The organism is Acinetobacter sp. CY73, assembly GCF_059515865.1.
Genome location: NZ_JCAKMZ010000017.1, coordinates 42,894 through 62,014 on the forward strand (window position 1 = coordinate 42,894; position 19,121 = coordinate 62,014).

Sequence of the window (19,121 nt, forward strand, 5' to 3'; positions counted from 1 at the left end):
TTAAACCTTTAATTAATGACTGATGCCGATATCCCTAAGCCCTGTTAGCGGATACGCACACGCTTTTTGTCACTCACGATTTTTTTCAGTTCAGCTTTGAGTGCGTCTACAAACTGATCCACTGACTCTTCCGTTTCCAAATAGACACTACTTGAGCTTTTGCTGTAAATGCTGGCGACATCGACTTCCACCACAGGTTTCGGTGGCACTACGGCTGTCACAGGCTGTACCGGACTCGCAGCAGGTGTTGATGTAACTGGGCTGGAGGTGGTTGCAGTGTTGGTTACACTCTCGGCTTTGCTCTGAGCCAGTTGTGCCGCTTTGGCCTGACGCTGGATTTCCGCCTGAACTTCGCTTTCCAACTCATACAAGGCTTCATCAAAACGCTCCACGGCGGTTTGGGTTTGCAGCATATAGATGGTGGATAGGCTAGTTTCCACTTCAATATCCGCTTTGAGCAATTGCAGCGGACGTAGTAGCTTGTTACTCAGCTCAGCGGTAGCGATGCCACTGTTTTTAATCTCAGCTTCTAACTGCTTGATCTTGTCATCAATTTGCTCTACCGCATGGCTACGCTTCTCAGTCAGCAATTGCTCATTGACGCTTTCCACTGTACGAACCAAATCAGCGACTTTATTTAACAGGCCATAGGGCGATTCAAGGGTCGAAATACGGTGTAATTCGGAGAGGGCTTTTTTTGCCACATCATCACTGCCCAGCGCCTGTTTGTTCTTCTCAAAATGACGTAAGGCCTGTTGCAGTTGCTGCCAGCTCGGCATCTGGTTAGTGAAGAACTCATGAATATCACGATAATCTTCTTCCAGATCCAGATAGTCGTCCTTGTTCTCAACCACGGCTTTAAAGAAATCGAAACTGTCGCTATTCGCTAGTAAGCGATCTATCGTGAGAATCGACTTTTCAATCACTTTCTTGCCCGGGAACTGCCCGACATCAGTTTTACTCTTATAGGACTTAAAGTTGGCTAACCAGTTTTTAAAGTTTTTGGTATAGAATTCAAATAGCTCTTTCTCTGTCGCTGGTCCCATGGCCGAGAACAGGTCTTGGGTGAGTTGGCGTGCCTGTTTCAATACCTGATCATCAGTCTGGCGTTTTTTAATGATCGACACATCACGGCGACGGCGGCTGTTTTGTAAAGGCTCAAAGGCATCTTTTAACTGTAAGCTGCCACCATTTAGCTGCAGTGAAATACGTCCCATGGCAGCCAATTGACCTGCCAGTAGTAAAATCTCGGCATCCGGCCAGCCATAAGGACGTTTGGCGAAACGCTCGACCACGTCAGACACCAGAATACGTTCTGTACCGGTTGCACGCAGCGAAATATACTGTTCCACTTCCTGTAGGGCTTTCGGATTCGTCTGACTACCATCCAGAGATAATCCAAGCTGTGCCATATCATCTACAGTCAAAACGGCGTTCAGCTCACGCCAGGCATCCTGCTGATAGACTTGCAGATAGCCAAGTTTGGTATAGGTATTTTCCAGCAGATAACGACAAGCCTCATCCAGCTTGGTGGTTGGACTTGAAGATGAAAGTTGTAGATGTTGCCCCAAGGCATAACTTTCCGCGTCCAGCAACATTTCTTCGACCCGGGCACGCAGGCGTTTTTTACGCTCCTGATTCTCACGGCCACGGTCTGCCAGAATACGGGTGATATCGGACTGAGTGCCATCATCATTTAAGCGGATGAATTTATTGGTTTTCAGCCAGGTGCGCAGTTCATTAAAGAACTGTTTATCGTCTGCCAGTTTAAACAGCACTTGTCCTTCGGCCTGAGTACTTTTACCAATACAGTAAGCTTCTGTATAGAGGTTATATTCCGTATCAAGCGGAGAAATAATTTCAACTTTCAAATCGCTCTCATACTTCCCATCCAGGCTATGGCTATCTAGGAAACGACCAATCTGATAGTCCATCTTGTTGGCTTGATGGCGGTATTTGTTCTGATCGCGCAGTAAATCTTTAAAGATCAGATTGGCTAACTCTTTATTTTCTTCTGAAGCTGCTAAGTCTGTGGCTTTAATTTTGCGGGTGATATCGCGCTCTTCATTGGTGAGGAACAGGAACTCATCACCATTGCGGGTAATCAGGCTCTCTTTTTCCAGACGCAGCAGGCTTTCTTCAATGCGCTTGCGTAATGCCAGCTTGTCTTCGTCAATTTTCTCAATCGACAAAGTCACCAGGTTATCCAAGGTCCCTTTGATGATATCGACATAGCGGATCATGAACAGGGTACGCAGCATCTGTACATCAAAACCATCCAGGGTCTTATTCTGCCCTGCCTGGTCGATGGTACGCTTCACTGCTGTATCCAGAAATCCTTCCACTGAAGTATAGAAGCGGTGGAAAGGAACCAGGGCACCGACTTCATCTGTAGCAATCGCATTCGCGGCCATCTGGAAGGCATCCAGCATGGATCGCTCACCATAGGCCAGGTGTGCACCGGTCGCACCGACCTTACGGATTTCTTCAAAAACTTTTTGCACCAACTGGAAGTGATACGGCGCAAAAGGATAGTTATGAATAAAGCTGTCTGGCCCCTCATAGTTCTTGAGTGTTGGGCCTGAACGGTCAAAGGTAATCTGATTTTTGAGAATATCACCCTTTTGCTCAAACACTGATCTGAGCAATGCTTCAGCTTCTGGGGTTTTACGTAATAAACGTTTCTGGATGACTTCATCGGTATTGGAACTGGACAGCGATAAACGGGTTTTAAAACGTCCAGCAATCTTGGAGAAGTCATTGGCTTTGGAAGAAGACATCTCACCTAAAACAGCATCGATGTCTGCCTGTGAGGTGACGATAATCCAAGCGCGGCCTTTACAGATCGTACCTAGGTTTTCAGTAATGGTTTGCAATGTCAGCATCAAGCGGGTATCGCTGCCAATAAACTGCCCCACTTCATCGACCAAGAACAACATGCGTTGCTGGGGTCCTTTGCTGTCCAGGTATTCTTTCACCCACTGACAGAAGTTTTCAACCGAAACACTAAAGGTCTGCTCAGAATCCTCAAACCATTTATGCGCAGCTTCAGCAGATAAGTTGAGGGCTTGGGAAATCGCGGTTTCGACATCATCCTGATAGAACTGATAGCCGTCACGTTCTTCTAGCCAAGACATGCCGCTAGATTCTTCAAACGCCTGTTTAAAGCGTTCGTAGACACCTTTCTGGCTCAGGTGACGTTCCATATGGGCAATATGTGGATGGTCAGCACTAAAACCCTGATACTCGTTAAACACGCGTAAAAACACATTTAGGATCGGATTACCATCATCATTGGAACTGGCTTTACTGTCGATGTTAAACAGGATAACATCGGCATGATGACTGACGGCCTTGCCAATATCCGCACGGATAAACGCATCCCGGATTTTGCTTTCATCAAAGAATTCTGCAGCACCGCGTTCGTTACCTTCCGCGTCACGTGCCACTTTATTGGCCAGAATATACGACAAGGTTTTCAGGAAATGTGATTTACCTGAACCAAAGAAGCCTGAAATCCACACACCGACTCGGTTAGCAATCGAAGGATCGCTTAGATCTGTGCCATAAGACTGGAAAAAGTCCCGAAAATGCTTTTCCAGTTCATTGGTGACCACATACTCATCAAGTTCCTGATAAACCGTGGTATTGTCATTCTGATCTGCCTTGACCACCCCGTTAATCGCACGATCTAATGGCTTGTAAAAAAGTTCTTTAATGTTCATCTCAATCTATTCCCCCGAATTCTTATTTCTATTTGCCGTGTTTAAGGCACTAATCTGAATGCTCTGTAGTAATTGTTGCTTGGAATTTTTCCAAATAAACTCATCGCTTGACCGTCGTAATAGCCTGGGTAAAACAGCACCACTGGCTTATGCCCCAGTAACGAATGCAAACTGTTCAATAAGTGATGGGCCCGTAACAGTGGCCAAACCGACCCAACCCCAGTCATCAACACAATATCTTGCGCATTGGTGGCATATTTACTCACCAGATACGGCGCGAACTTATCCATATGCAGTGGGCCCTTTAAGGCTTTGAGCAGCGCTTCATCGCCTTTGGCTTTTTGCATTTGAATGGCTTTATCGATGAAGTTACGCTCAGTCAGATAATCCACCACGGCTTGCAGCAGATTGATATTCACCACCTTCAGCTGACTGTGTTTTTTCTCTAGCATCCCTTCAAGAAAATGCAGATATTCGCGCACTTTCAACTCATCTTCAGGTGCATAATCAAAAATCCAGAAGCCAATTTCATTGCCCAATCCTTGTCCAGTGAGAAACTCAGTGGAAAGAATTCGCTCTGGAATCTGGTTCAGACGCTCATGTATTGTTTGACTCATTGCTACCCCTCTACAACTAACGCGTCCATACCGACACTTCCATAGATCTTTTAATGCGTTGTTTATAATGTTCTTCCAACAGGCTACGCAGCTCTGCTCTGACGATCACGCGCTGCAATTCCAGCTTACGGGTACTTTTTAAGTAACCGGCTTCTGCCAGCATGCGAAACACCACCTGCCCCATTTTTTTCTTGCTGGACTCTTTCCAATCACAAATATCCGGATCACGTTGTGAGCGTTCATCCAAAAAATCTGACCAGATATAACTGTCCAAGTATTGCGCCTGAGAGATATAGGCATCCCTCATCACCGTTTCCATAAACTCAAGCAGCAACAGGTTGCGTTCCAGTGCGCCACAAAAAGCCACCTGGGTCGCCAGCTCATCATCCCCATCACGCAAAGCTTTCCAGAAATCAGGCTCTAAGCGCTCCAGACGCTTACGAATGGCAGTGGAGTTACGTTGGGCTGAAGCAGGCGTTCTTTTTTGCAGAATATTGTCAATCTGAATTGCCTGATGCCATTGTTCTGGAGTCGCTTCTCGTAATAAAAGATCCGCGATCAGCCGGCTTTCACGCACCATCAGGGAACCGCCAATCAGGTCACTGTCATAATGAAATTGTTCTAACATAGCCAATCTCCTATAAGACCTGATCAAACAGATAAGATGACAGCTTTTCGATATCTGAACGTTGTAACACCAGAGGATATTTCAAGGCATCTTCCGCCTCAACCAGCGTGATCGCGGCCTGATATCGCTGCAAGGTATAGTGAGCCAGGGCTTTTTTCACCGGAATCTGTAATCTGCCATCAGGCATGCCGAAGTCTTTTTCGACCAGCGCTTTTTGAGCTTCATTCAATTTTGGATTAGGGATCAGCGTCAGTACAATTTCTTCATGCCATTGCTGATCCTGAGTAGGGTCTACTGACTCAATCGCTACCACAACAGGTGTGCGATTAATTCTGGAGAGTAAAAAGTCCTTAAACTGCTTGCTCTGATGGCAATAGGCACGGACATGCCAGCGAAAACCGGTATACACTAGAGTGTGTGGGGAAATGATGCGTTCATGCCACTGCGGATTCTGCATCGAGGCATAAATCATTTTTAAAGTGTTTTGGTTGCGGCAGGCACGCAAAACTTCCCGAATCACTTCAGGACGTACACTGCGATCAAGTAATTGAACTGCTGCAAGATTCGGTTCTGGCATCGCAATCAGCGCATGCGATTCACTAACCAAACCTGACAGCATATTGAGATATTCATTGATATGCGCTGTAGTCAGTACAGGCTGGAAGCTGGCCTTGGGCACATAACCCTTGACTGAGGGGTCATGAATCAAGGCATCGGGGTTATACAGCGTATTATAACGCTTGATATCCGCAGAAGCCTGCTGTCGACTGAGCCCAAACCAGCTCATCAAACGATTGGTAACCAAACGACCTTCCCAGTAAGCAAGCAGCTCGATGGCTCGCATTCGAAGAAGCACTTCATGCTTATCTGTCGTCATATACCAATCAGTCAATAAATAGTAGTTTTAAGATTACCCCATAGCAAATGTACAGTAAACATTTTTTACGGTATTTTTAAAGCAATTGGATTTTTAGTCTAATCTCAGGGGAGCCATGATTTATTTGCTATTTTCACCCATCCACATTAAATAATTATTTTCTTTCCCTTGAGCATATGCCCACTCTGCCACCCTATGTGACCGCTCTTTATCTGTTAAAAAACCAAGTACAGAAATTCGATCCACAATAATCAAATCCTGTTCTTCGTTACGTTCTTGCCACTTATGCAAAAACTCATTTGATGCCAACAAATTACTTTTCTTAGAATTACAGTTTGAGTCCGCCAACACAAAATTATGACCTGTATCTGATGGATACATAGACCATGGAATGAAATGATCAACGGCGTAATTGCCATTGCGCATCGGTTTATTGCAGTAGAAGCATTTACAGTCCTGTAGATCGACCAATACATTTGCTACCGCATTCAACTGGTTTCTACTCGGCTCAAACATGAATTGTTCAAGATTAGGTAATTGATTCAAGATGGCTGCATTGCTGCCATTCTTGCGGATATAGTCAATCCAACGTTTCTGACACAATTCCTCAATAATTTCGCTGAACTGCCTTAAGCAAAACATAACTTGAGGCAGAAGAATGAGTTGCTTTCCGCACCGATTAAGGTGATATAAAAACTCAAAATTTTGACCATTGATGTTCTGTAGGAAAGTTACAGGCATTTTTTTAACAATGCTTTTTACCTCGTTAAGTAGCGTCAACCATACCAAGGAATCTCGTCTTAACATCCCAAGAGATGAATAATTTTTTCTATGCTCAATTATACGATTTACAATCGCGGCCTGCTTACCATTGTTTTGATTCAAGATCAGCTGACCTTCATCATTAAAGATATATGGAACAGCCTGCTTCCAATACAGCTCAATAAATTTTTCAGCAATATCGGTATATTCGAGTGATAGACTTTCACCTGAATCTTCACCTTTTTCAATAGCTAATCGGCTTAGGCTAATCAGCAATGCAAATTTGTAGGTGCTACTAAAACTACCCGACTGTAAAATCAGTTGAATATTTTTTAGAAATTTAAGTTGTTCTTGTGCAGTAGGTATATGCACATTAATCCTCTACTAAATAGATAATATAATTTGAATCATTCATTAAACATAGTCAAAGTATTCACCAAGTTTAATTCACGACAAAGCATGAAATTTGTCTGCTCGAACAACCTTTCAAACACTGGATGCCCTGATAATTGCTGAGTACCACGAAATGGATGATCCCGATATTCTGCCATTACCGGAAACTCTGCATTCCTCACTCTCAGCTCAAAGCTCAATGCATCAAACCAGTCTTTATCAAAGCTCTTATCTTTAAGTTTAACCAGCTCATTTGCTGCTATCGGGTACGTCACCCAGAGCTTACGCATCATGCCCTGTTGTTCAACTTCTTTCGTGTAGCTATCTGTTTCTGATTCAAGAACAGCAGAAATCATATTTGTGATCTCCCTGATATGCTTTTGAATGTTCTTATAGGCATTCAACTGAGGGAATCCCATCTGCAGGGCGATCAACTCATTCAGGAATGTCCTTAATGAATCCTGTGAGAAATTGTCATTGGCAATATCAAACGACTCCTTGTTACCGAAGTTCGAGCGATCTTCCATAATCACAGGACCACAGATATAGATATTTTCAGGAATGGTCAAAGCATCTTCCTGATCGCTAATGGTCAGTAGTCTAGACTTAAGCGAATGATGGTCCCGGCACCATTTCTCGTAGAACAGAAGTTCTTTTAACTCAGGCGTTAATGTCGGCGTGTAAAAACTTCGATATTTGTTGGTCTTAGTGCTATAGGTGGAACTGAGCTTATTTGCTGAGTAAACCGTTTGGGCCTTCTCTACCACAGCCTTAAGCCTACCTACCAACTCACCTTCAGTTGCAACAATTTTATAAAGAACACTATTCACGTCCTTCATAAAATCCCTAATCAAAGAAGCTAAACCCGGTTTATCACTGGCTTTATCCTTCACCTCACCAATTGGGATCATGGCAATCTGAGTTTTTTTGAAGCCAGCATCCCCAGTGATACGAGTGTATAAAGTCCCACGAATAAGCATGAAAATTGAGAGCATATCCAATGAGCTCTTAACTTTATATTCAAGCTCTGTCTGAGTTTCATCATTAGATACCAAGTAGAAATCTTCTACCAGAATCGTCAGCAGACGATCACGTTCATCGCCGTTGACCCACTCATTTTTCTCTTTATCCAAATATCCACCACGTCCCCGGTAAACAAGCTGGGCGATTTCCATTAAAGAGGCTTCAATTGCGAAACGAGGCATGGCAGCAATGATTGAATCACAGTTTGGGAATGAAATCCCCCTAGCCGCAGTCGAAGTAATTAGTACGACTTGCAATGTCTCTTTGCGATCCAGCAACTCTGAACGGTGGTATCCCATTAACTGGCTATCAAAAATGCCAATCTTGGAGCGTTCAACCACTCCTTCATCGACTAATGCATCTCTGAGTGCAGCCAATGCATTTTTATCCTGAGCAAAGTAGATAACTTGCTTTTTACCATCTTCAAGATTCTTTTGGATAAGCTCGATAGCAGTCTGTTGAGTCCTTTCCCCAGCTTTCTGGCGAAATAAATGATTCAGGTTCTTATCCAAGCCAAAATCATCTGTTTCAGGGACTACGGCGTATTGCTTGAGCATATATTGGATTTTAAGATCACTTGCCGGGTAACAGTTCGCCATGATATGGATACTAGAGCAAACACAGTTACCATCATCCAGATCTGCAGTCTGCATCTTGAATGGGAAATTACCCAAAGATGGAGAGATAAACATTTTTGCTGGTAACTGAACCTGTTTCTTCATGTAGTTCTGGATTGCATTCACATTACTGAGGGATGCATCAGCAAGAATCACAGTCACCGTAAATGGTGAATTACCTTGAAACGGTTCAATGAAGTTTTTGGAAAGGAATTTCAGCATTTCATTGATAAAAGTACGTGTGCCTGAATCCCCTGTAATTTCATCAAACATCACCACAATGTTAGGGAACTTTTTGGCAAACTCTCTACGTTCGATTTTGGCCTCTGTCGGCTTCTTATCGATTTTGTATTGGAACATTTTTTCCAACCCATCCAAACTGGAAGCTGCCACAGTTTTATTTTGGGTTTCCCTTGGGTTTCGTGGTCCAGCTGGTGTGGTGTTATATGGCATGAATGCCTGACTTGCTACAGTCATCGTCAGCTTATTGAGCTCTGGATGGAACCCAAGCAATTGCTGGGTCGCTTCCCCTAATGAATCAAACACTCTAGCAAACTTCTTATTGGTTGCCGTAATTTTAGATTCTGAGGTATTGGCATAGCGTCTATTGGCATTTGCATTCTGTTCCAGGTCTTTGAGCTTCCGGTATTCATCTTGTTTGAACAATAGAACACTTGAGCCATGATCTATCTTCAGATTTTCAACACCACCCACAATAGCGGCACCACGAGCATTCACCTTACAATCCGTATTGTGAATCTTCGAATAGATTTGCTGTGCCTGTGTCACCACATCACTGTTACTGGTAATCGTAGCTGAGATTTTAGATAAATCACTGACCACATCATCGTTAATCAACACTCGTGGACTGGCGTAGAAGAAGAAAAAACCTTCCAAATCCACCAATAAGGTCTTAACGCTCGATGTTTTCCCAATCCCCGGCGTACCAGTCAAACAGATGAAATTCACCCGACCTTGTTTACTTTCCTTCAGTGCCAGTACTACGGCGCATTTATGCAAATCACGTAAGGTGAATGAAGTTTTATTCTCAATTTTTCCCTTACGAATTGTTTTAAACTCAGCCTGCACCATCTCTTTAAGTTTTTGGTTATGGTCTTCGTCATCGACTTGCCGATCTATCAAGTCAAAAACCCACTCTAAAGCCAGTGGCTGGTTAGGATTCACAAAATCCTTAAGCCTTTCAGTAATAGTGAAAGTAAGATCCTGACCATAGGAAATATCGCTAATATTTTTGGACACGATTTCCGAGATGTTTTTGACAGGTTCATTCACCAGATAATTCAGAATCTCAACTTGCAGTTTCGTGCGTTCATCCATATCGTCCAGACTCAGAACGTTATCCTGATACTCCTTGCCCAGCTGATACATAATTTCCAGCTCTGGTGATTTATCTTTATCCGCAAATTCAGCAGAGATGTACTCACTTCCCCGGCTGGTGATCGCCATCACACTCAGACGAATATTTGGCATGTCATCTTGTTCAAACTTCCATTTAAAAGAATCAACAAAAGTGGTTGCATACGAACAGCCTTGCGCCATCTTAAATAGGACTTTTTCCTTACGGACATAGGCTCTCAAGTATTCACGTAGTTTTTTTGAGAACTTAAATGGGATCTCTTGAGCTTCTGCATTCACGTATGAGAAAACACTTTGGGATTCAGAATGTTTGATGTAACGCTTGTACTCTTGCAAATAGGTACAAGAATCCTTGGCGTTGAATTGTTCTGGTTCACCTAAAACGTAAAATAATGAATATTCCTGAACCAGCACATAATAGTTGGATTTGACTTTGATTACCGCCAGGAAATCAGCACGACCAAACATACCCTTACCAAACATTTTAGCGTGGGTAAGACTGAATTGTTGATTCCATGTTTCCAACGCCTTCTCCTTGAAGGCTTTAATAGCAATATGTTCTTCCTCAGTTGTGTAGTCATCTACAATGGTCTGGGTTATATCATTTGGCATTGTCAGTGGACACCAGATGCCAGATAAGCTCCAATTTGGTCTTGCATTCGCCGTTTTAGCCCTTGCAATACCTTTTGGCTTGATCTTTCTTAGAAACTCACGAGTATTGGTATAACCATGCCCGAACCCAGTTTTTATCAATTGCTGAAAATAGCTTTCGATATTTTCATGGATAGCGGCATTAATGACATCGCTATATAGCGCTTCCTTCATTTCCTGAAAGACATCAGCAATCTGTTTACTATTCCATTCTGCTACTACAGGATGGCTGGCTGATAATAGCTTTGCATCAAGCAAAGCCATAATCGAACCACGTTTAACAGCGATCTCATAAACCTCGCCCCAAACTTTGGCTTCATTGTTCACCACGGCGCTTACTCCACATCAGTCGCTAAAATTTCTTCAGCTCCCTCTGGAGACGGCTCGATTGGCTCAATCAAGTCTTCATTCTTCAGAATAACGTATTCTTCGAGCTTGCCGATTAAGGCTGGCAGACTCATGACGACTTCGCCTTTATTTAGACGACTCGACACTATGACTTCACCAAGCTCTTGAATGCCAGTGGTGCCACGAATATGGGAAGGCTCAAGTACCGGAGTGAAGTTTTTGCCAGCTGTAGGACGTTCAGACTCAAAGTAATGTAGACCACGCAATACAGAGCGAATTGATTTCATTTCATTGGAATCATTCACATCAATAATATTACTGTGCAATCTGATTCGTTTATCGTTATGAATCGAATGCTCCTGACTGGTTAGCATATAGAAATACGAACAAATACCATTCTGAGTACGAACACCCACAGTACGTTTAGTCGCAAAGCTATATACGGACAAGGATTGTTTATATTCTTTTTGATTGATGATCGCCGTATGGTACTGATGGTGCGGTACCTCATAGACACGACTGTTATCACTGGTTTTTAAGCTCAGTGCTGGGATCGTATCAGACTGGAATGGATAGAAATTCATATTCGGGAACAACTGATCAAGTTGATCCAAAGCACTTTCACTTTCATGAATCAAGTTGCTGGTTTCAGTCTTACCGATCTTACGCTGTGCAAAATGGTGTGAAAGCAATACAACATCTTCAAAACCATCTGACTGCAGTTTTTCGATGATACGGTGCATCGCCTTACTTGTTCTCAGATTGTCTTCAGCAACTGGGGCATGACTGACCTTCTGTAGTGATAAGCGACCCTGTTTATCGTTGATACGCTCAAGTGTATAGACGTAGCAGATGTAGCCATAATCTGGTTTAAGAAGTAGCAAATCCTTCTGATGCTGATACTTAAATTCCACATCATTCTCAGGTCGAGAGTTATAGCTAATACAGGCAATTTTGTCCTTAGTGCCCTCAAATGGGATGATGATTTCTGAATATCCTGACAGTGCTTCAATTGCAGCCTGAATACGGTAAGTCACTGTTTTATCCATAGCGAGATTCACCGGGGCACAAACTCGCTCACCATTTTGATTACCATAAGGCATAGGATCTGGTTGATACTTAAGGCCCTGTACCTTCACAATAGCATCATAATTGTTCAGCAACTTCTCAAGGGTATAAGCGGTGGCATACGCTCGTTTACACTCAGGATTAAACCCACCTTTTTGGATCTTTTTTGATTTCCTTTGAAATTGGGCTTTTTCTTCATTCTCATGTTCATCAACTGAGTCAATTCGCATTACAGGTACATATAAGCGCTCTTCAATACCCAGTTGATTTTTTACTTCTTTAATCAGATGTTTAAGGAATAGATGAATCGCAATCGAAAAACATGACGTACTGATGATCAAAGCATTTTCTTTTTCATCCAAACATAATTGAGCATGGCCGCCTTTTAGGTCACTCAATCGAAATAGCTTAGATGAATAATGAATCATGACCTTGTATTTAGATAACAAGTTGTCATAACTTAAGCTCTCAGGATGATAAAAATGTGGCAGCCCATTGTCGCTGACCTTCTTGTTGGTCGGCACCATCAATACTGGTAAACAAGGAATATTCAGATTACGAGCGACATCAAATTGATCTAGGTCGGTATTAGGATTCTCAATCGGTACCAACGTTCGAATTTTCAGTGTGGAATTAAACTCAATCTCGCTTAGGGCTTTACGAGCATAATCATTCTTTCGAATGATTTCGTCTTGGCTCATTTTCGCCAACTTTTTACGGCTAGCATCCACCATCGAGATGTAGCTGTAAAAGTTCGATTCTTTACCCTTAAATATACTAAAGAACTGTTCCGCATCTTCACCAATTGAACTCTTGAATACATCTAGATTCACAATACTTGGAAGGATGTAGAGTACAGTTTTAAGACTACTATCCTTTTCCATCTCACTAATGATGGAATCCAGATTCGCTTTTAGCGCCGTAGTGATCGTAGACGTGATCGCCTCCATTCGCTCATGCATTTTTTCGGTATTGAGCTTTTCGTCTAAGATACGAGTAAGGTTAAGTCGGATTTTTTGAGGATTCTTGAATGCATCAACCAGTTTATTGAATGCCCCTTCAAAATCTGAAATCTTCATGTCTGCCCCAGATAGGACGAAGTACATCATAATGAGCTGGAACATCTCTACTTGAGCAACGCGATCTGAGCACTCTTTGCTTAATCGTTCTTCAGAAATCGGCTGACCTTTATCATCCACAATATCCTTCAGCAGCAATGCTTTATTGATAGTATGCAGACGAGCTTCATAAGCAGTCAGCATAGTATCTGCACCCGAACGGTTGCCTTTGCTTGTCTTATAATTGATCTGCAACTTAGAGTTAAATGAACTTACTTTTTCCTCTTTAACAAACTCCCCATTCACCCGAAAGGCATAAGTGACTTCACGTTTTAGAGATAGCCCTTCCTTATCCTCATGACGAATATCATTCATTTCAATTTTTGGTTTTACCCAGATTGGCAAAGCATCTGTTGCTCCAACATAGGCCAGCAAACCATTAAAATCAACTTTACCTACAGCGCCATAGATAGCACCAAAGTCAATACCATAGTCCTTAATGGTTTCCGTTGTTTCCTCATTCCATGGAGCAATTCGATTACCAAAAATCTCAAAGAAAGCAATTGCTTTACGGATATAGGAAACAGCGGACTCACGCTTGAAATCGTTACGCTCAGTCTTCTCAATGTGATCCGCAATGATCTCCATAATTTTGAAGCAATTTCGGATACGAGCTCGTGATAGTGCTTTGATTTCTACGAAATGAAGTAGATTTTGGATATCATTATTTTCAGCAGAACATTCATCATCAAGAATTTCCTGCATACGTTCAGCAACCTCTAATGGCATCTTTTCACCAGCTGAGTAGGACTGCTTCACAATGGCCTTGATTGCCTCGCAAACCTCTTTCACCCATTGAGGTTTGCTGATTTCTTCAGTAACAGTGAAAAGTCGTAATTCGCCATCTTTTGCTTTTAAGTCATTAGTATATTGCAAAGAAGCTACTTTAGATTGTCCTTTGACTTGCATAGGATACTGAGAATTTTTGGCAATCACTGGATCAGAATATTTGAGATCGCCTAAGAATTGGTTGAGAGAATTCAGTGCCATACCTGTCGGAGCATTTTGAAGTACTTGCTGAACAATTTCAGACATCACTTGGTCTAAATCACGATAAGTCTGGGCAGTTTTAGCTTCAGATTCCTTATCAAATAAAGTGCTTATTCTGAGTTTTGAATCTTCAGGTAATAATTGAATATCTTTGATGATGTTATAAATTGGCTTTGAATCGTTTTTAGTCCCGATCTGCTTAAATACTGCAGACACAAAAGCGGTGGCATCAAAATGCAAATTATGAGAAGGCCCATAATAATTGAAGAAATGATCTGACTGATGGTTTTTAAGAGTCCCCACCATAGCTTTTAATAAAGGGGAAAGAATTATTTTAGGTGCGAGTGTACTTAGTTCAGTACTAGAACCATTGTTATTTAATTGCATTAAGTTTTATCCATGACAAAGTTGGCACTAAGAGGTATTTTTATATTTATTAAATATCAAAATCCTCTGTCTGAACTTTGATCATATTTTTTTTAATTAAGAATGTAAATATAAGTTATTTAGAGATTTCTTAAATCGCCACACATATCTTGATATTATGGGGGTAATTAAATCATATTGATAACCATAATTTTCTATATAACTTGGAAACTTGTACAGTAAAATGACTTCATAAACAGACGCGGATTAAAAACCATGGAATCCTCGGTAGCCTATAAATAACCGAAGTTATAAGTAGAGGTTAAGCAGCCATTAAAGGTGATCTTCCTTTGTTAGCTTGGTGTGGTCTTTCATGATTCGAATGCCACACCCAATCAGTTATGTAATCCTTGTGTCCTGCCATTTTTCAATAGCTAATCGTTTGAGAATAATCAATAGTGCAAATTTATAATGACTACTAAAACTCTCCGACTATAGAACCAGTTAGATATTTTTTAGGAATTTCAATTTTTTGAGCTGTAAGAATAAAATCAGGCATGTTTTTCCCAAAGTATATTCAGCCATTTTTCTTGTCGATCAGGTCGCTGATCTACTGTAATCCACTGTTTTAATACCCTAACCCCATTCAACCGATCTAACAATTCCTGAGCCTGTTCTTCATTTAAGTCAGTAAATGCTCTACCGCCTTTTGCTCTATCTGCTGTTCCATATTTAAAAGACATATAGCACACACCGCCACGGCGTAATGCAGCATGAATACGTTTTAAAACATCAGGGAGTCTATTACGAGCACAATGTAGTAAAGAGGCACATGCCCATACCCCATCATAAACATCGTGCATATCAAGCTCATAAAAACTTTGCTGCTGAACAGCGATACCAGTCAGTTGGCTCGCTCGTTCGACCAATACTTCAGAATAGTCGATAGCATCAACTTGATAGCCTTTATTTTTAAAAGCCAAAGTGTCACGCCCTGAGCCACAGCCTAAATCCAGGATGCGTGCTGAATCTGGCAACTCAGCTAAAAATGGTTGGTATAGGCTTTCCATATCCACATACAACGTGGCTTGTAAAAATTGATCTGCGTATTGGTTGTAATAGTCTATTGTTTTCATATTGATTGCTTAGGCTAAACACTGACCCCAGTCTACTAAAAAACAAAAAGATAAGGGAGCATTTGCTCCCTTATCTTTTTAGTCAAATAAATCTGCTCTTACTTCTTCCAAAGCACGATCTGACTTAAAACGATTACATATCGGGTGAATAATTGCTCCATTTTCTAAAACACCGTAACCACCTTCTGCTTTTGATTCACGATGATCTACTTCAGTCGATTCAAGGTATAAAGCGCTATCACATACTTCGCAATAGCTCCAAGTTTTCCTTTCCTCACGTTGATAAAGATTTCTTTTGGTCGCGAGTGAAAAATTTAGAGGTTTTTTCTTCTTTGTTTGTCTTGCTGATTTCACAAAGCTAACAACATCATCCACAATGCTCTCATCATAATCACCACCAAAACGGTCAAGGTAAAAATCATTAAAATTAATATAATCAAATGATTGACTCATCGAAAGAATGACGGTGTTCAAACAAACTTCATCTTCAAAATCTAATTCCATATTGAGTCCAATACAGATAAAGGCTTGATACACGTTCTTCAATCGCTCATGTGATCTGATCCCGCTACCAAACTTACCTACAGTTTCTTTGATCGCCACAGGAATTTTTTCAATTAAACTTTCAACACCACGGCGTGCTCGAGTAAATCCAATAAAATCTATCTTTTTATTCTGTATTTCAAAACAGTCTTCTTCAATTTCACAAACGATAGAGAACCAGGCCAAAAAGGATGTCACTTGAAAACGATTATCTTTATAAAAATATAGTTTTGGGTGTAAGCCAAGACTTGGAATCCGAATACTAATTGCTGGTGTAGCGATACGACACAGTACAACTCTAAGTTTTAGCATTAAATTTTCTATACGCTGACCTTGGTCTATACTCATAGTATTCTGACAAGTATCACCAAACATGATATTCAGGAGTTCATTGACCAAGCCGATTTTTTTACCATGTGTTAAATCCGGCTCTAAAAGTATTATCTTAAAAAGATGATCATGAATTTGCTCACCCAAAGTGATCACTTCATTTATCCGCTCGTAATTCAGTTCAGCCAAGTTGGATTTATTATCGTTTATATAACAACACGCATAAATCACATAAAAAGCATCACTCCCCCTATTTTGTAAATGATATTCTTCATCTGGATCTAATCGCTTCGTATCCGAATTGATTGAACAAAAGGCTTTTCGAGCTTCCTCAGGTGTCCCAATGACTTCAATAAAATTAATTTTGGTTGATTTTAATTTTTGCTGAAACTCAGAATCGCCACATAACTCTTGAAAATCAGCTAATCCACCTAATCGATTACGAATCTGACGAATATCTCGTTTTTGTGGTGCCGTGAATTTTGGGGCTCCTATTACTTGCTCATCAATAAAGTATCTTTTGATCCAAGCATAAATGATTGAAATCCTGTGCCCACCATCGATAATATAAATATTGCCAGTGGCATCCTTCCAATAGCGAACGCATAAATTGACATTACGATCATTCAAACAGTTTAGAATAAACTCCTGAATTTCAGCAGGGCTCCAACACTCTGTGGAGCGTTGATTATCTGCTTTATATAATTTTTCTAGAATCTCATGGTTGGCGAAGTCATAAAGTGATATTTCAAAGTTATGGTGCAGATTTGAGTGCGACATTTCGTCAAGCACCATCATTTTTCTTTGAATAATATTGGTTAAAAGCTTAGTACGGGCCATTTTATTTTCTCTAGGCAATACTTCCCTATATCTCGTAAGATTACGAAATTAGAAGTAATTAAAATTAAAGTTAGTGATTAATGAATTAAATATTCATTAATTCAGAAGTATCTTTTTGCTAGAGAAAAAACAGATAGAAATAATATACAGACGCATTTTAAACCTCGTTGATAGATTGTCGTTTGCCAACATCCTTTCCACGAGATGGAGGCAAACCAAATAGGGTGTGGAAATACCGCTCAACGAAACGGCCAGTCAAAGACTGCCCTACCTGGCTTACCATAAAAGCGCCATGTAGACACAAAAGAGCCACTAAAAGCGACTCTTTAGTTCGTTGAGTAACAGGTTTCCACGCCTGGTCACAGATTTTGCTGTAACATCTTTATCTTATGTGCATAAATTCAATTGGTCAAATTTTATGACTAATATTTAATCAGTTAATTCAAAAATAATTACCTATATTTTTAGAGGCTTATGAATACAGATGAGTATCTTATAATTTTCACAATATTTAGTTGATGTAAACTGATTAGAATAAAGCTGTATATATTTGAACAGCATATTTTAATAAAGGAAGTAGATTGAAACTGCAAATTTTATCAGATACTCATAATTCCAAATATTCAATATCAGAGCAAGCTGATGTCATTATTCACGCTGGCGATTTTTCTAATCGCTTAAGTGGTGCAATTGAGTTTGCCGAAAAATGTAAATCTCTGAATAAAAAATTTATCTTTGTTTTGGGCAATCATGATTACTACAGCTCTAACTACAATTCAGTCGTAGATTTTTTGAAAGAAAATTACCCTGAAAATGCACTACTTGAAGATAACCATATCAAAATACGAGATAAAATATTTGTTGGCGGCACATTATTTACGAATTTCTGGTCCAATTCCCCACTTACATCTCCTAGCGTAATTTTACAGTCTCAAAAAGATGCTGAACAATCGATTTATGATTTTGATCAAATCATGATTGGCCATGAAAATAGACCTATAACCGCCGATAACTACATAAAACTATTTAAAAAATATCATCAAAATATTATGCAGTTTAGAGGGCAAGATGATGTAATCGTCATTACGCATTTTCCACCTCATTTAGCTTGTCTTGATCCATATTGGAGTAATCACCCTATCGCATCAGCCCTCAATCCCTATTTTATTAATGATTTAGATGTCAAAGGCTTTAAGTTATGGATTTCGGGACATACCCATACATCAGTGGATACTGTAGTCGATGGATGTAGATTAGTCATCAATCCTTTAGGGTACCCACAAGAGCAAGGGAACAATGGATTTAGAGAAAATTTGATCATCGAAGTTTAAATAGATATATTTTTCTGAAACCTTTTTTTAAAGCGTCAGATAACTCGATTTTAAAATTGTCTGCAATATTAATGATGAAGCATCAGTCCTATCAAAACCTAAAATAAGTGACGTCACATGGTTTCTTTGATACTCAATAGTGCAGTTAGGACTTTTAAGCTTTAGCTCATGGTTCTAATTAGTATAGAATTACATAACATAACACCATTAAAATTTTATGGAAAAATGAGAAGACTAATCGATTTTAAAAATGTTGAACAAAGATCACGCCCAATTATTGAAGTTATACCTATGATATTTGATAACAGCTAAGCAACTCAACGTATTGTATTACATCATTTAAAACGTGTAATTCATCAACATAGAGATGAATTACAAAAG

10 protein-coding genes and 1 pseudogene are annotated in these 19,121 nt (G+C 40.6%); 1 reads left to right on the top strand and 10 read right to left on the bottom strand.

Features of this window, described 5'->3' with window-relative positions:
* Positions 1–44 precede the first annotated feature (44 nt).
* The 10 genes and pseudogenes from brxC to AC5YD2_RS09545 all read right to left on the bottom strand — a co-directional run bounded on the left by brxC (position 45) and on the right by AC5YD2_RS09545 (position 17,409).
* Complete coding sequence (gene brxC, locus AC5YD2_RS09500) at positions 45–3,725, bottom strand: BREX system P-loop protein BrxC (RefSeq protein WP_496126101.1); 3,681 nt, start codon at positions 3,723–3,725, stop codon at positions 45–47.
* A gap of 41 nt (positions 3,726–3,766) precedes the next feature.
* The gene (locus AC5YD2_RS09505; RefSeq protein ID WP_496126102.1) at positions 3,767–4,342 is read right to left on the bottom strand and encodes a DUF1788 domain-containing protein; all 576 of its coding nucleotides are present in this window, start codon (positions 4,340–4,342) and stop codon (positions 3,767–3,769) included.
* A 16-nt stretch (positions 4,343–4,358) separates the two neighbouring features.
* A complete protein-coding gene (locus AC5YD2_RS09510) occupies positions 4,359–4,970 on the bottom strand; it encodes a DUF1819 family protein (protein WP_496126103.1) in 612 nt (203 codons plus the stop codon).
* Positions 4,971–4,980: 10 nt separating this feature from the next.
* A complete protein-coding gene (locus AC5YD2_RS09515; protein ID WP_496126104.1) occupies positions 4,981–5,847 on the bottom strand; it encodes a BrxR family helix-turn-helix transcriptional regulator in 867 nt (288 codons plus the stop codon).
* A gap of 120 nt (positions 5,848–5,967) precedes the next feature.
* Positions 5,968–6,981 carry a DUF8808 domain-containing protein gene (locus AC5YD2_RS09520; RefSeq protein WP_496126105.1) on the bottom strand — a complete coding sequence of 338 codons (1,014 nt, stop codon included), beginning with the start codon at positions 6,979–6,981 and terminating at the stop codon, positions 5,968–5,970.
* Between the two features lie 35 nt (positions 6,982–7,016).
* The gene (locus AC5YD2_RS09525; protein WP_496126106.1) at positions 7,017–10,997 is read right to left on the bottom strand and encodes a hypothetical protein; all 3,981 of its coding nucleotides are present in this window, start codon (positions 10,995–10,997) and stop codon (positions 7,017–7,019) included.
* A gap of 8 nt (positions 10,998–11,005) precedes the next feature.
* Entirely contained in the window at positions 11,006–14,581 is a 3,576-nt protein-coding gene (locus AC5YD2_RS09530; protein ID WP_496126107.1) for a hypothetical protein, read from the bottom strand.
* Between the two features lie 390 nt (positions 14,582–14,971).
* Positions 14,972–15,119, bottom strand: a pseudogene (locus tag AC5YD2_RS09535) (HNH endonuclease); the annotation flags it as partial.
* On the bottom strand, positions 15,112–15,696 hold the full coding sequence (locus AC5YD2_RS09540; protein ID WP_496126108.1) for a class I SAM-dependent DNA methyltransferase: 585 nt from the start codon (positions 15,694–15,696) through the stop codon (positions 15,112–15,114). The pseudogene AC5YD2_RS09535 and the gene AC5YD2_RS09540, both read right to left, overlap by 8 nt.
* Before the next feature lie 78 nt (positions 15,697–15,774).
* Entirely contained in the window at positions 15,775–17,409 is a 1,635-nt protein-coding gene (locus AC5YD2_RS09545) for an HNH endonuclease (RefSeq protein WP_496126109.1), read from the bottom strand.
* Between the two features lie 581 nt (positions 17,410–17,990).
* On the opposite strand from AC5YD2_RS09545, the gene AC5YD2_RS09550 reads away from it, so the two are divergent.
* Positions 17,991–18,740 carry a metallophosphoesterase family protein gene (locus tag AC5YD2_RS09550; protein ID WP_496126110.1) on the top strand — a complete coding sequence of 250 codons (750 nt, stop codon included), beginning with the start codon at positions 17,991–17,993 and terminating at the stop codon, positions 18,738–18,740.
* The last annotated feature ends 381 nt before the right edge of the window (positions 18,741–19,121 follow it).